At 73.9% G+C, this 14,100-nt stretch carries 16 protein-coding genes; 2 read left to right on the top strand and 14 right to left on the bottom strand.

The features are described 5' to 3' along the window. Positions 1-82: 82 nt before the first annotated feature. The gene (locus E1287_RS03235) at positions 83-748 is read right to left on the bottom strand and encodes an enoyl-CoA hydratase-related protein (RefSeq protein ID WP_131963286.1); all 666 of its coding nucleotides are present in this window, start codon (positions 746-748) and stop codon (positions 83-85) included. A 32-nt stretch (positions 749-780) separates the two neighbouring features. Beyond that, on the bottom strand, positions 781-1,227 hold the full coding sequence (locus E1287_RS03230; protein ID WP_131963285.1) for a PaaI family thioesterase: 447 nt from the start codon (positions 1,225-1,227) through the stop codon (positions 781-783). A gap of 106 nt (positions 1,228-1,333) precedes the next feature. Here E1287_RS03230 and E1287_RS03225 point away from each other — a divergent pair, with 106 nt between their 5' ends. Further along, positions 1,334-1,909, top strand: coding sequence for a TetR/AcrR family transcriptional regulator (locus tag E1287_RS03225; protein WP_131963284.1), 576 nt, complete (start codon positions 1,334-1,336; stop codon positions 1,907-1,909). On the opposite strand, the gene aroQ is transcribed toward E1287_RS03225, so the two are convergent. From aroQ to aroC, 4 genes are read right to left on the bottom strand one after another with little or no spacing between them, the layout of a single operon-like run. Then, on the bottom strand, positions 1,906-2,361 hold the full coding sequence (aroQ, locus tag E1287_RS03220) for a type II 3-dehydroquinate dehydratase (protein ID WP_131963283.1): 456 nt from the start codon (positions 2,359-2,361) through the stop codon (positions 1,906-1,908). The genes E1287_RS03225 and aroQ overlap by 4 nt on opposite strands. Next, a complete protein-coding gene (gene aroB / locus E1287_RS03215; protein WP_131963282.1) occupies positions 2,358-3,431 on the bottom strand; it encodes a 3-dehydroquinate synthase in 1,074 nt (357 codons plus the stop codon). The genes aroQ and aroB overlap by 4 nt, the downstream gene beginning before the upstream one ends. Further along, the gene (locus E1287_RS03210) at positions 3,428-3,943 is read right to left on the bottom strand and encodes a shikimate kinase (RefSeq protein WP_131963281.1); all 516 of its coding nucleotides are present in this window, start codon (positions 3,941-3,943) and stop codon (positions 3,428-3,430) included. The genes aroB and E1287_RS03210 overlap by 4 nt, the downstream gene beginning before the upstream one ends. 10 nt (positions 3,944-3,953) lie before the next feature. Then, positions 3,954-5,132: a chorismate synthase gene (aroC, locus tag E1287_RS03205; protein ID WP_131963280.1), complete on the bottom strand. Its 1,179-nt coding sequence runs from the start codon at positions 5,130-5,132 to the stop codon at positions 3,954-3,956. Positions 5,133-5,213: 81 nt separating this feature from the next. On the opposite strand from aroC, the gene E1287_RS03200 reads away from it, so the two are divergent. Further along, a complete protein-coding gene (locus tag E1287_RS03200) occupies positions 5,214-6,221 on the top strand; it encodes a DUF2332 domain-containing protein (RefSeq protein WP_131963279.1) in 1,008 nt (335 codons plus the stop codon). A gap of 31 nt (positions 6,222-6,252) precedes the next feature. Here the strand turns inward: E1287_RS03200 and E1287_RS03195 are convergent, their stop codons facing one another. The 8 genes from E1287_RS03195 to E1287_RS03160 form a co-directional block, all read right to left on the bottom strand. Next, on the bottom strand, positions 6,253-6,951 hold the full coding sequence (locus tag E1287_RS03195; RefSeq protein WP_131963278.1) for an SseB family protein: 699 nt from the start codon (positions 6,949-6,951) through the stop codon (positions 6,253-6,255). Positions 6,952-7,019: 68 nt separating this feature from the next. Beyond that, positions 7,020-8,126 carry a ring-opening amidohydrolase gene (locus tag E1287_RS03190; protein WP_131963277.1) on the bottom strand — a complete coding sequence of 369 codons (1,107 nt, stop codon included), beginning with the start codon at positions 8,124-8,126 and terminating at the stop codon, positions 7,020-7,022. A gap of 44 nt (positions 8,127-8,170) precedes the next feature. Then, positions 8,171-9,133 carry a carbamate kinase gene (locus E1287_RS03185; protein ID WP_243718543.1) on the bottom strand — a complete coding sequence of 321 codons (963 nt, stop codon included), beginning with the start codon at positions 9,131-9,133 and terminating at the stop codon, positions 8,171-8,173. A gap of 84 nt (positions 9,134-9,217) precedes the next feature. Further along, positions 9,218-10,381 carry a pyridoxal phosphate-dependent aminotransferase gene (locus tag E1287_RS03180; protein ID WP_131963275.1) on the bottom strand — a complete coding sequence of 388 codons (1,164 nt, stop codon included), beginning with the start codon at positions 10,379-10,381 and terminating at the stop codon, positions 9,218-9,220. 20 nt (positions 10,382-10,401) lie between these two features. Next, positions 10,402-11,007, bottom strand: coding sequence for a response regulator transcription factor (locus tag E1287_RS03175; RefSeq protein WP_131963274.1), 606 nt, complete (start codon positions 11,005-11,007; stop codon positions 10,402-10,404). Next, a complete protein-coding gene (locus tag E1287_RS03170; RefSeq protein WP_131963273.1) occupies positions 11,004-12,254 on the bottom strand; it encodes a sensor histidine kinase in 1,251 nt (416 codons plus the stop codon). Before E1287_RS03170 ends, E1287_RS03175 begins: the two co-directional genes overlap by 4 nt. A gap of 48 nt (positions 12,255-12,302) precedes the next feature. Continuing rightward, complete coding sequence (locus E1287_RS03165) at positions 12,303-13,097, bottom strand: ABC transporter permease (protein ID WP_131963272.1); 795 nt, start codon at positions 13,095-13,097, stop codon at positions 12,303-12,305. Continuing rightward, positions 13,094-14,026, bottom strand: a complete 933-nt coding sequence (locus E1287_RS03160; RefSeq protein ID WP_131963271.1) for an ABC transporter ATP-binding protein — start codon at positions 14,024-14,026, stop codon at positions 13,094-13,096. The genes E1287_RS03165 and E1287_RS03160 overlap by 4 nt, the downstream gene beginning before the upstream one ends. Between the last annotated feature and the right edge of the window lie 74 nt (positions 14,027-14,100).

The following is a 14,100-nucleotide window of genomic DNA, read 5'->3' as shown; positions in this document are numbered from 1 at the left end:
TCTGATTCCAGTCGACCGTAACCTACGCGCGGCCGAGCGAACGCGCCGGGGCCGCCGGGGCGCTGAAGGACGGACGCGGAGGTCAGCCCAGGGCGGGGCCGTTCAGGGCATCCAGCGCCGTCCGGTACATGCCGGTGCGGATCTTCGCCACGATCCGGCCGTCCTTGCCCGCCAGGGACGCGGCCAGCTCGACGGCGGCGGGCAGGACCTCGTCCTCGGCGGCGGCGCGCCGGACGATCCCCGCCGCCAGCGCCTCCTCCGCCGTGTACCGGCGGCCGGTGATCATCGCCTCGTGCGCGACGGTCTTCGGCAGGCGCGACCGGATCAGCGCGTCCATGCCCGGCGTGAAGCTCATCCCGAGATCGACCTCGGGCAGGCAGAAGTAGCCCCGGCCGGTCCGCATGACGGCGAAGTCGTGCGCGAGCGCGAGCATCGCGCCGCCCGCGAACGCGTGCCCGTTGAGCGCCGCGACGGTGGGCATCGGCAGCGACAGGATCCGCGCGTAGAGGCCGTGCACCCGGCGCAGGTAGTCCTCGAACCGGTCCGGGTGGGCGCCGAGCCAGTCGAGGTCGAGGCCGTTGGAGTAGAACTTGCCGGTGCCCACGGTGACGAGGGCGCCCGGCCCCTCGTTCTTCTCCACCGTGCCGAGCGCGTCCTCGGCGGCGTCGAGGAACTCGGGTCCGAAGCGGTTCTCGCCGGCGTCGAACCGCAGGACGTACACGTCTCCGTCGCGCTGGAGATCGATCACGAGGGTCTCCTTCATCCGTGCCCGAGACGACCTTACTCGCGAGTAGCGGGCGGGAAGACCATGCAGGTCGTGGTCCCGTGCGCGACGAGCTTGCCGTCCTCGTTGCGGACGCGCCCCTCGGCGGTGGCGAGCTTGCGCCCGACATGGACGGTCGTGCCCTCGCACACCAGCCGGCCGCCCTCCAGCGGCACCGGCCGGACGAAGTTCACGCTCAGCTCCAGCGTCGTGTAACCGGCGCCGTCCGGCAGCGCGGTGTGCACGGCGCAGCCCATCGCCGAGTCGAGCAGCGTGGACAGGATGCCGCCGTGGACGATGCCCAGCGGATTGCTGAAGTCGGTGCGCGGCGTGAGGGCGAACACCACCCGTCCGGGCTCCAGGGACTCGGCCGTCATGCCGAGCAGGGCGCCGATGCCGTACCCCTTCTCCATGCCCATGTCGAGCAGGTCCCTCAGCTGCTCGAGGCCGGCCGTGGTCTCCATGCCCCGCACCCCCTCCGGTCGGTATGACGTCCGTCATAGGCAACCATTCCTATGACGGACGTCATGGTCAATGCGAAGTGCCTATGATGAATGTCATAATCGAGTCATGGGGACCGACAGCCGGGAACGCATGGTGCGCAGCGCCGCCTTCCTCTTCCGCGAGCGCGGATACAGCGGCACCGGGTTCCGCGACGTCATCGCGCACAGCGGCGCGCCGCGCGGGTCGATCTACCACCACTTCCCCGACGGCAAGGCGCAGCTCGCCGAGGAGGCCGTCCGCTACGCCGGCGACTACCTCAACGCCGGGATCCTCGCCGCCACCGAGGGCGGGGACGCCGCGTCCGCCGTGGACGCGTTCACCGGCTGGTGGCGGCAGGTCCTGATCAAGAGCGAGTTCCGCGCCGGGTGCCCCATCGTCGCCGTCACCGTGGAGAGCCACGACGACGCCCCGCAGCTCGCCGCGGCCGCGGCGGCGGCGTTCGACCGCTGGCGCGACACCCTCGCCACGGGGCTCGGCAACGCCGGCGTCCCCGACGACCGCGCCGCCCGCCTGGCCCGCCTGATCCTCGCCGCCGTCGAGGGCGCCACGATCCTCTGCCGCGCCCACCGCGACGTCGCCCCGCTGGACGACGTCGTCACCGAGCTCAAGGACCTGACCCGCCAGGCCGTCCGGGAGACCTAGCCCTTTCCGGACTTCTCGTTGATCAGGTCGGCGATGGCCTGGAGGGCGAGGACGTACGACATCGCGCCGAATCCGGCGATCGTGCCGGTGGCGACGCCCGCGACGACCGACGTGTGGCGGAACTCCTCGCGCGCGGCCGGGTTGCTGATGTGGACCTCGACGAGCGGCGCGGTGCGCTGGGCGAGGGCGTCCCGCAGCGAGTACGAGTAATGCGTGAACGCGGCCGGGTTCACCACCAGGGGCACGCGCCCGTCGGCGGCCTCGTGGACCCAGCGCAGCATCTCGGCCTCGTCGTCGGTCTGCCGGACCTCGACGTCCAGGTCCAGGCGGCGGCCGGTGTCGCGGCAGAGGGCGGCGATGTCGTCGAGGGTCGTCGTCCCGTACACGTCGGGTTCGCGGACGCCGAGCCGCCGCAGGTTCGGCCCGTTCAGGACGAGCACGCGGGTCGTCATCGGGAGACCTCACGGTAGGCGGCGGCGAGCAGCTCCTCGTCCGGCCCTTCGAGTCGGCCGGGCTCCGCGACGCCGTCCAGGACGACGAACCGCAGCGTCGAGCCGCGCGACTTCTTGTCGATGGTCATCGTGGCGCGCAGCCCCGCCCAGTCGGCGGCGTAGGACACGGGCAGGCCGACGGACGTGAGGATGTCCCGGTGCCGCTGGACGACCCCGGCGGGCAGCCGTCCGGCGAGACGGGCCAGCTCGGCCGCGTACACCATGCCGATGGCGACGGCGTGGCCGTGCCGGAAGCGGTAGTCCTCGGCCTTCTCGATGGCGTGCGCGAGCGTGTGGCCGTAGTTCAGGATCTCCCGGAGGCCGCTCTCCTTCAGGTCGGCGGACACCACGTCCGCCTTCACCTGGACGGCGCGTTCGACCAGCTCGCGGGTGTGCGGGCCGTCCGGGGACGCGGCGCCCGCCGGGTCGTCCTCGACCAGCTCCAGGATCTTCGGGTCGGCGATGAAACCGGCCTTGATGATCTCGGCGAGGCCGCTGATGTAGTCCTCGCGCGGCATCGTGACCAGCGTGGCCAGCTCGCACAGCACGCCGGCGGGCGGGTGGAACGCGCCGACGAGGTTCTTGCCCTCGGGGATGTTGATGCCGGTCTTGCCGCCGACGGCCGCGTCGACCATGCCGAGCAGCGTCGTCGGGACGAGCACGGCCGGGACGCCGCGCAGCCACGACGCCGCCGCGAACCCGGCGAGGTCGGTGGTCGCGCCGCCGCCGACGCCGACGACGGCGTCCGTCCGGGTCATGCCGTGCCGGGCGAACGCCGACCACAGCCCGGCGAGGACGCCGGTCTCCTTGGCCGCCTCCCCGTCCGGGACCGGCAGCGCGTGCACCGTGTACCCGGCCTGCTCCAGCGCGCCGCACACCGGGCGGGCGATCTCCGGCAGGCCCTCGGCGTGGACGACGGCGACCGTCCGCGCGCGCTCGCCGACCATGCGGGGCAGCTCGCCGAGGACTCCCGTCCCGATGACCACGTCGTACGGGTCGGGGCCGCCCACGTGCACTCGCGACTGCGTCACGCCGCGCCTTCCAGTGCCTTCGCGATCTCCTCGACGATCTCGGCCGGGTCGCGGCCGTCGGTGTCGACCTCGATCGTGCCGAGCCGCTCGTAGATCGGCAGGCGCTCCTCCAGCAGCTTGCGCATCTGGCTGCGCGGGTTCAGGACGAGCAGCGGCCGCGCCGACGCCAGCCCCACCCGCTTGATCGCCTCGGACAGCCCGACCCGCAGGTACACGACGGCGTGCCCGTCGAGCAGCTCCTGCGTCTCCGCCGCCAGGACGGCGCCGCCGCCGAGCGCGACGACGCCCTCGTGCTCGGCCAGCGCCGCCGCGACGGCCGAGCGCTCCAGCTCGCGAAAGCGCTCCTCGCCGTCGTCGATGAAGATCTCGCCGATCGGCTTGCCCGCCGCGGACTCGACGTCGGCGTCGGTGTCGCGCAGCGGCACGCCGAGCCGGTCCGCGAGCGCGGCGCCGATCGTGGTCTTGCCCGACCCGGGCGGGCCGATGATGACTGCCTTCGGTCGCATGGTCAGCGGATCCAGTTCACTTGATCGTCAGCGAGGACAGGTATCCCCGCAGGTTGCGGGCGGTCTCCTCGGCGGAGTCGCCGCCGAACTTCTCCAGGGCCGCGTCCGCCAGGACGAGCGCGGCCATCGCCTCCGCGACGACGCCGGCGGCGGGCACGGCGGTGACGTCGCTGCGCTGGTTGATCGCCTTGGCGGGCTCGCCGGTCTTCACGTCGATGGTGTCCAGCCGCCGCGGGACGGTCGAGATCGGCTTCATCGCGGCCCGGACGCGCAGCGCCTCGCCGGTCGTCATGCCGCCCTCGACGCCGCCGGCCCGGTTCGTCCGGCGGCGGACGCCCTCGGGCGTGCCGTCGATCTCGTCGTGCGCCCGGGACCCGGGGCGGCGCGCGGTGGTGAAGCCGTCGCCGAGCTCCACGCCCTTGATCGCCTGGATGCCCATCAGCGCCCCGGCGAGCCGCGCGTCGAGCCGCCGGTCCCAGTGGACGTGGCTGCCGAGGCCGGGCGGCAGCCCGTAGGCGATGACCTCGACGACGCCGCCGAGGGTGTCCCCGGCCCGCTTCATCTCGTCGATGTGCGCGACCATCGCGGCGGACGCGTCCGCGTCGAAGCAGCGCACCGGGCTCTCGTCCACGCGGGCGAGGTCGCCGGGCTCGGGCAGGACGCCGTCGGGTGCCTCGACCTCGCCGAGCGCGATCACGTGGCTGAGGACGTCCACGCCGAGGGCCTGCTTGAGGAACGCCTTGGCGACCGTGCCGAGCGCGACCCGCGCCGCCGTCTCCCGCGCGCTCGCCCGCTCCAGGACGGGCCGCGCGTCGTCGAAGCCGTACTTCTGCATGCCGACGAGGTCGGCGTGGCCTGGCCGCGGCTGCGACAGCGGAGCGTTGCGCGCCTGCGCCTCCAGGACGGCGGCGTCCACGGGGTCGGCCGACATGACCGTCTCCCACTTGGGCCACTCGGTGTTGCCGACCTCGATCGCGACCGGGCCGCCCTGCGTCGTCCCGTGCCGGACGCCGCCGACGATCGTCACCTGGTCCTGCTCGAACTTCATCCGGGCGCCCCGCCCGTGGCCGAGCCGCCGGCGGCGCAGCTCCTCGGCGATGTCCGCCGAGGTCACGCGCACACCGGCCGGCAGCCCCTCCACGATCGCGGTCAGGGCCGGGCCATGGGACTCCCCCGCGGTCAACCAGCGCAGCATGCCCTGATCCTATTGAGTCCGCGGCGCCCTCCGTGACGGCGGCCGCCATCTGGGAGGCTCGTCGCGGAAGGCGGGAGGGCGATGAGAGAGCAGTTGCTGGAGCAGGCCCGGGCGTGCGCCGAGCTGGGGTCCCCGATGTACGCGGAGCTGCTGACGCGGGCCGCGGACGAGGCGGCGGACCTCGTCGGGGACGTGCTCGGCGCGCGGACGGAGGCCGGCTTCGTCATCGGGATGCTGGGGACGGTGCACCGGCTCGTCCTGGAGGGGCGCGTGCCGGACCTCGCCGCCCACTACCCGACCGCGGGCGGGACCGCGGACCCGCTGGACGCCTGGCCGGCGTTCCGGAAGGTCCTGGTCGCGCACGGGGCGGAGATCCGCGCGGGGCTCGCCGACCCGCCGCAGACCAACGAGGTCGGGCGGGCGTCCCCGCTGGTCGGCGGGCTGCTCACGGCCGCCGCGGCGCACGGCCTGCCGGTCAGGCTGCTGGAGATCGGCGCGAGCGCGGGCCTCAACCTGCGCGCCGATCACTTCCGGATCCTGCACGAGCACGGCGGCTACGGGCCCGAATCGCCGGTGGTGCTGCCGGACGCCTGGCACGGCGCCCTCCCGCCGAACGTTCCGCTCACCGTCGCGGAACGCCTCGGCTGCGACCCGGCGCCGCTGGACCCGGCCTCGCCTGAGGCGCGGCTGCGGCTGCTGTCGTACGTGTGGCCCGACCAGACGGCGCGGGTCGAGCGGCTGCGGGCCGCGTTCGAGGTGGCCGCGCGGGTCCCGGCGAGGGTGGTACGGGCGGGCGCCGCCGAGTTCCTGGACGGCCTCGCCCCGAAGCCGGGCGCCGCGACGGTCGTGTGGCACTCGTCGATGCAGCCGTACATGTCCGCGGACGAGGCGGCGCGCGTCATCCGGCACGTTGAGAACGCCGGCGCGGCCGCCACCGAGGACGCGCCCGTCGCCTACCTGACGTTCGAGGCCCGCGACGCCTCCCGCCTCGACTCCGTCCAGGTCGTGACCCTGCGGACATGGCCGGACGGGAACCGCAGGATCCTCGGCGAAGGCCCCTCGCACGGCCTACCGATCACCTGGTTCTAGGCGACCGTCAGGGTCGCGTGCCGACGGGGTTTCAGGCGCGGCGGGTGACGCTCAGTTCGACGCCGCCGACGATGTGGCCGCGGAGGAGTCCGGCGAGGCGGTCGGAGACCCGCTGCACGGTGCGGCGCTCGTCGTGGCCTTCGACGACGGCGAACCGGACGGCCAGCTCCGTCGACTCGCCCTCGGTGACGCGGACGCCGCTGACGGACTGGTCGGAGCCGAACGCGGCCTCGACGGCGGCGAGGACGTCCGGGTCCTCGTGCGGGGGCGGGACGGGACGGCCCTCGGCGAGCAGGTGCAGGCGCAGGCCGTCCACGGCGAACGGGACGGGGCCCGCGACGTCCACGACCAGGGCGTCGGCGCCCTCGTCCAGGGCGGCGCGGCACGCGTCGCCCGCGCGGATCGGCACGGGGCGGGCGTCGTGCCGCCACGCCTGCATCGTCTCGGTGCAGGTGAAGCCGAGCACGCCGCGCCGGCCGTCGTCGCCGATCAGCGTCGGGAGCGCCATGTCGCTCGACTTCTCCCGGCGGAGCTCGCCGGGCTCGACGTCCTCCTCCTCGGTGAGGACGGCGACGATCGGCACCAGCAGCCGCACGCCCTGCAGCCGCCGCAGCACCACGTGCGCGCCGAGGCGGCCGGCGGCGTACCCGGCGAGCGCCTCGCAGAGCCGCGGGTCGGCGCCGCCGTCGTCCTCCGGGAACTGCGGTTCGGGAATGGTCAGTCCGGACACGGCAGGAAGGCTATATCCTCCGGCGACTGCGGTGGGTGTCGAATCGGATACTCTCCGTTTCGCTTTCGTCAGCCGAGGTCGGCGATCGCGGCGACGGTGCCGCCGCCGGACGGCCCCTGATGCACGGCCGCGACGGACACGAACACCGCCGGATCGCCCGTGACGGACGCCGCGACCCCGCCGACGCACGCCTTGATCTGCCGGTGCCAGTGCACGTCGGAGTCGTCCAGCATGATGTTGCGGCGGCCCCGGACCGAGCCGGACGGGTCGGCCTCGCACTTGATGAACACGTTGACGAGCCGCTCCCCCAGGTCGGACGTGCGAGGGCGGTCGGGCAGGTCGAGGCCGGCCGAGGCGATGGCGGCCCAGATGCCGTCGGCGTCGAGGGCGTCCTTCATCACGCCGTGCCCGGCGCGGTAGCGGCCGCCGATGCCGCGGACGTTGCCGACCACGACGATCTGCGCCCGGTCGAGCTCCACGCCCGACGAGCAGGACGCGACGGACGAGTACAGCGACAGGTCCTTGTGGATCTGCGCGGCGGACGGCGGCTCGATCTCGCCGAGCGCGACGGCGATGCCGAGCGCGGTGGTGGAGTTGGAGATGTCCATCGACTTGAGGGTGTCCTCGGTGACGACGTCGCGTCCGCGCGCCTTGGCGTCGTTGATGGTGTCGAGCGTCAGCAGCGGCGTCTTCGTCTGGACGTAGTGCACGTCGGCCGGGTCGTCGATCCCGGCGGTCTTCATGGCCTCGCGGACGCCCGCGGCGACGGTCTCGACCATCGCGGGACGGCCGATGTCCTCGGGCCGGATGATCTCGCTCATCGCGACGCCGACGGACAGGCGCGGCTCGTCCGTCCGCGGCGCGGTCGCGGGGTCGACGGTGGCGAACACGGTGGCGTGCGGGCTGAGGACGCCGTCGGTGCCGCCCGACCACACCAGCGGGACGCGTCCGACCTCGTCCGGGGGGCGCGTGCCCTTGGCGATCAGCACCTCGCGGAACGCCCGGTCGGCGAGCAGCCGCGTGTAGTCGTTCACGCCGCCGTTGCCCTCGGTCTTGCCGACGACGGCGAGGACGCGGTCGGCGTCCAGGACGCCGTCGTCGATCAGCCGGGCCAGCCCGGACGCGTCGGTCACGCTCTCGATGGGGATCTTGCGGACTTCGATCGGATCGGGCACGTCATCGCTCCTCAGCTGCTCTGTTCGACTCTCTCTACCCCGGGTCACGCCTCGATGATCGTCCCGGCCTCGCCGCGCGTCGCCGCGCCGAGCCGGGCCAGCGACGCGATCGCCGCGCGCCGCCCGCCGGCCGCGACGAACCGCCGCACCGCCTCCACCTTCGGGCCCATGCTGCCGCCGGCGAAGTGCCCGGCGGCGGCCAGCTCCGCCAGCTCGGCGGGGGTCGTGCGGCGCAGCGGGCGGGCCGCCGGCGTCCCGAACCCGGCCATCGCGTACTCGACGTCGGTCGCGATGACCAGGGTGGACGCGCCGAGCCGCCGCGCCAGCAGTTGCGCCGCGAGGTCCTTGTCGACGACGGCCTCGACGCCGCGCAGCGTCCCGTCCACGCGGGCGACGGGCACTCCCCCGCCGCCCGCCGCGACGACGACGTGCCCGGCGTCCAGCAGCGCCGCCGCAGCGCCGGCGTCCAGGATCTCCAGCGGCTCCGGCGACGCGACGACCCGGCGCCAGCCCCGTTCGCCGAATTGCCGCCACACCTCGCCGCGTGCCATGGCCCGGCGCGCGTCCGCCTCCGGGAAGTAGCGGCCGATCGGCTTGGCGGGGGCGGCGAAGCCGGGGTCGGACGCGTCCACGAGCGTCCGCGTCACGACCGTGGACACCGGACGCGCCGCGCCCCGCCCGGCCAGCGCCCGCTCCAGCGCGTTCATGATCATCACGCCGACGGTGGCCTGGGTCTGCGCGCCGCACCAGTCCAGCGGGACGGGCGGCACCACGCCCGCGGCCAGCCGGTTCTTGATCAGCAGGTTGCCGACCTGCGGCCCGTTCCCGTGCGTGAGCGCGACCCGCGCGCCCGCCGCGACCAGGTCCGCCACCGGGCCCATCGCCGCCTCGATCGCGGCCGCCTGCGCGTCCGGCGCGGCGCTGCCGTCCGGCGCGGTCATGGCGTTGCCGCCGAGCGCGATCAGGACCCGCTCACCGTCGAGCGCGCCCCCGCCGTTCCAGCTCACAGGCCGAACGCTAGCCCTGCCGGGCGTCCCGCTCATGGGCGAATTCCGCCCAACGGCCGCCGCTTCTTCGGCAATCCGCGCCGATCAGCGGAGGCGGGCGAGCCGTTCCACGGCCTCGTCGATGACCTCGTCCTTCTTGCAGAACGCGAAGCGGACGAAGTGCGCGCCCGCCGCGGCGTCGTCGTAGAACACCTGCGTCGGGATCGCGACGACGCCCGCCTTCTCCGGCAGCGCCCGGGCCAGGGCCATGCCGTCGGTGAAGCCCAGCGGCCGGATGTCGGCCTGGACGAAGTAGGTTCCCTGCGGCCGGTACGTGCTGAACCCGGCGGCCTCCAGGCCGGTGATGAGCCGGTCGCGCTTGGCCTGCAGCGACTTGCGCAGCTCCTCGACCCAGGGGATCTCGTTGGCCAGCGCGTACGCGGCGGCGCGCTGGTAGGGGGCGCTGACCGCGTAGGTGAGGAACTGCTTCACCGTCTGGACGGCCCGGACGTACGGCGCGGGCGCGGTCACCCAGCCGGTCTTCCAGCCGGTGACGGAGAACGACTTGCCGGCGGACGACACCGCCACCGTCCGCTCGCGCATGCCGTCCAGGGTGGCGAGGGGGATGTGCTCGGCGTCGTCGAAGGTCAGGTACTCGTACACCTCGTCGGTGATCGCGACGAGGTCGTGCTCGCGGCAGACGCCGGCGATGGCCTCCAGCTCGGCGCGCGTGAACACGGTCCCGGCCGGGTTGTGCGGCGAGTTCACCAGGATCGCCTTGGTGCGGGGGCCGACCGCGGCGCGCAGCTCGTCGGGGTCGAACGTGAAGCGCCCCTCCACCGGACGGAGCGTGACGGGCCTGCGCACCGCCCCGGCGAGCGCGATCACGGCGGCGTAGGAGTCGTAGTAGGGCTCGAAAACGATGACCTCGTCGCCGGGACCGGCCAGTGCCAGCACCGATGCCGCGATGCCTTCGGTGGCGCCCACGGTGACGAACACCTCGGTCGCCGGGTCGTACGACAGCCCGTACCGCGCGAGCCGCTGCGCCGACACCGCCTCACGGAGTCGCGGCAGGCCCGGGCCGGGCGGGTACTGGTTCGCGCCGGTCCGGATCGCCTCGACGGCCGCGTCCAGGACGGCCTCCGGGCCCTCCTCGTCCGGGAAGCCCTGGCCGAGGTTGATGGCGCCGGTCCGGACGGCGAGGGCCGACATCTCGGCGAAGATCGTCTCGCCGAATCCCTGCATCCGCGCTACGAGAGGCTCGCTCACGCCGACCAGACTAACGGGCGTCAGATCCAGCCCATGTCGCGTGCGGCGCGGACGGCGGCGAGGCGGTTGGATTCGCCCAGTTTGGTCATGGCGGTGGAGAGGTAGTTGCGGACGGTTCCCTCGGACAGGTGCAGCTGGGACGCGATGCGGGCGGTCTCGGCGCCGGTGCCGGTGAGGCGGAGGACCTCGCGTTCGCGGTCGGTGAGGGGGTTGTCGCCCGCGGCCATCGCGCTGGCGGCGAGCTCGGCGTCCAAGTAGCGGCCGCCGCCGTGGATCTTGCGGATGGCGGCGGCGAGCTCCTGGGTGGGGGCGTCCTTGGCGACGAAGCCGCGGACGCCGGCGGCCATCGCGCGGCGCAGGTAGCCGGGGCGGCCGAAGCTCGTCAGGATGCAGATCGAGCAGCGGGCGCCGGTCGCGGTGAGCTGCTCGGCGACGGTGAGGCCGTCCGCGCCGGGCATCTCGATGTCGAGGACGGCGACGTCCGGGGCGTGCTCGGCGACCGCGGCGGCGACCTCGTCCCCCCGGCCGACCTCGGCGACGACCTCCAGGTCGGGCTCCAGGCCGAGCAGCGCGGCGACGGCGCCGCGGATGAGGTGCTCGTCGTCGGCGAGCAGGACGCGGATCACGCCGTCCTCCCGGTGACCGCGCCGGTGCGGGCGCCGTCCTCGCCGGGGGCGGGGAGCGGGACGGCGGCGCGCAGGAGGAAGCCGTCGCGGCCGTGGCGGCCTGAGGTGATCTCGCCGCCGACGACGGCGACGCGCTCGGCGAGCCCGGTGAGGCCGGATCCGCTCCCGTCGTCCCGCCCGGCGGCCGGGCCGCGGACGCCGTCGTTGCGCATCTCCAGCACCACGGACCCGTCGTAGGCGGTCAGCGCGACCGCGCAGCGCCGGGCCTCGCTGTGCTTGATCACGTTGGTGGCGCCCTCCCGGATGACCCAGGCCAGCACCGAGCGGACCTCGGACGGCAGCGTGTCCGGCGGGTCGCCGATCTCGCAGCGGATCCCGGCGGCCTCCAGCACGACCCGGGCCCCGGCCAGCTCGGTGTCCAGCTCGACGGCGCGGTACCCGCTGACGGCGGACCGCACCTCGCGCAGCGCCTCCCGCGCGGTGCGCCGGACGTCGGCCATCTCGGCGCCCGCGCGGTCGGGGTCGGTGCCCGCCATCCGCATCGCCAGCTCGCTCTTCACCGCGATGAGGGAGAGGCTGTGGCCGAGGAGGTCGTGCAGGTCGCGGGAGAAGCGGAGCCGCTCCTCGGTGACCGCGAGCCGCGCGAGGGCGTCGCGGGCGGCGTGGGTCTCCCGGTGCATCTCCCACATGCGGCGCTGGTACCGGTTGAGGAACACGGTGACGCCGCAGCCGACGACGTAGATCCCGAACATGAGCGGAAGGAGCCCGTACCAGGGAAGGGCTCCGTCCGGGGCGAGACGCTGCGCGGCGACCGTGGTGAGGACCGAGCAGAACGCCGCGACGGCGACGCACAGTGCGGCCATCTGCCTGCGGCTGAGCGGTGACAGCACCACCGCGGACACCCAGAAGGCCGGGATGACGTTGAACAGCGGGCCGGTCAGGATCATCACGCTCAGCGCGGCCGCCAGCGCGCCGCTGAGCACGACGTCGCGGCGCGACGCCCTGCCCGCCAGGCCGGTCTTGACGAGCCGCGCGTAGTACCAGGTGAGCAGGGCCAGTCCCACGAGGACCAGGACGGCGAGGGGGGCGCCGACGTGGCCGTCGGTGTAGGCGATGCTCAGCCCGGCGAGGCTCGGCCCAAGGAAGCCGACGGCGGCGCACAGGAACGAGCGGTAGGTGATCCGCCGGTAGCGTTCGAGCCTGCGGGTGTCGCGCGCTTCGAGGTCCGCCGTGGTCGCGACCGTCATGTCCCGCCTCCTTCCCGTCCCGCACTGTAATCGGCTCCGCGCGGCCGATCAGGCATGCCGGGGCTCCCAGCGGAACCAGCGGGCCGCGAGCATCCGGCCGAGCACTCCCCAGAGGGCGAGGACGGCGAACGACGGCAGGCATGTCCGCCAGCCCTCCAGGATCCCGACGGGCGGGTGCGCGGAGTGGGCGTGGAAGTCCTGCCCGAAGTACCCGGTCCTGGTGATCTCCACGACGGGGCTGAGCGGGGTGAGGCGGCTGATCTGGGCGAGCCATCCCGGCAGGTCGTCCAGCGGGAACATGACCCCGGCGCCGAGCATGCAGCCGAACGTGATCGGCAGGACGATGAGCTGCGCCAGCTCGGCGCTCGGGCTGACGCCGGAGAGCGCGAACGCCAGCGCCGCGAAGACGGCGACGCCGCCCGCGAGGCCCGCCAGGACGAGCACCGGGTCGGCTGGGAACCGGCCGCCGAGAGCGACGCCGAGCACGACGAGCAGCGCCAGCACCTGGACGGCGTACATCGCGGTCGCGGTGAGGACGCTGCCGCCGGTGATCTCCGCGTCCGACAGGGCGGTGCCGCGGAGCCGTTTGAGGGTGAGGTCCTCGCGGCGGGCGGTGAACACGGTGACGAGGTTCATGTGGACGGCGAACACGAGGAAGAAGGCGAGGTGGCCGGTGCCCTGCAGGAGCGCGCCGTCCACGCCGTCCATGTCGACGCCCTTCATCGGGACGAGCATCCCCGCGAACACCACCGGCATGCCGAAGACCGTGAACAGGGACGTCTTGTTGCGCCACAGAAGGGTGAGGTCCAGGTGTGAGACGCGGAGCATCGCGGTGAGGTTCATCGGGAGGCTCCCTCGGCGGCGGTGCGGAGGAAGACGTCTTCGAGCGACGCGCTGCGGGCTTCCAGGCCGTCCAGCCGGACGCGTTCCTCGTCGGCCCAGCGCAGCAGGTCGTACAGGCCCGCCTGGAGCCCGGGGCCCGTGACGGTGTACGAGGCGACGGTGCGGCCGCCGTCGACGGTGATGTCGGCGCGGGCGCCGCGCAGGGCGGGGAGTTCGGCGACCCGGACGCGGTCGGGCATCTGGAAGCTGATGCGGTCGCCGTGCCCGGCGACGACGTCGGCGACCGTCCCGGACGTCTCGATCCGGCCGCGGTGCAGGATGGCGAGCCGGTCGGCGAGCTGCTCGGCCTCCTCCAGGTAGTGGGTGGTCAGCAGGACGGTGGCGCCGCCCGCGACGACGTCCCGGACGATCTTCCAGGTGGTGTGCCGGGCCTCGGGGTCCATGCCGGTCGTGGGCTCGTCGAGGAACAGCACGGCGGGACGGCCGAGCAGCGCGAGCGCGAGGTCGAGGCGCCGTTTCTGGCCGCCGGACAGCTGCCGCACCCGCACGTCCGCCTTCTCGGTGAGGCCGGCGAGGGCGATGGCCTCGTCGCGGTCGCGGGGCTCCGGGGTGAAGCCGCGCCAGTGATCGACGGTCTCGGCGACGGTGAGGTCGGCGAAGAAGCCGCCCTCCTGCAGCATGATGCCGATCCGGGGGCGGACGGCGCGACGCTCGCGGTGCGGGTCGCGGCCGAGGACACGGACCGTCCCCTCGTGGACGTCCCGGTACCCCTCCAGTGCTTCGAGTGTCGTCGTCTTCCCGGCGCCGTTGGTGCCGAGGAGCGCGAACAGCTCGCCGGTCCTGACCTCGAAGGAGATCCCGGCGACGGCCTCGAAGTCGCCGTACCGCTGGCGGAGTCCCTCGACGCGGATGGGTGTGCTGGTATCCATGCCCCCAGCGTCGCGATCGGGGCGCGTCCGCCGGTAGAAGCGCGTATCACCGGTTCCGGCGGCGGCTGTCAGCC

Origin of the sequence: Actinomadura sp. KC06, assembly GCF_004348735.1 — a bacterium.
GTDB lineage: Bacteria > Actinomycetota > Actinomycetes > Streptosporangiales > Streptosporangiaceae > Spirillospora.
The sequence above is the reverse complement of the archived record's forward strand: the minus strand, read 5'-3'. Positions and strand labels throughout refer to the sequence as shown.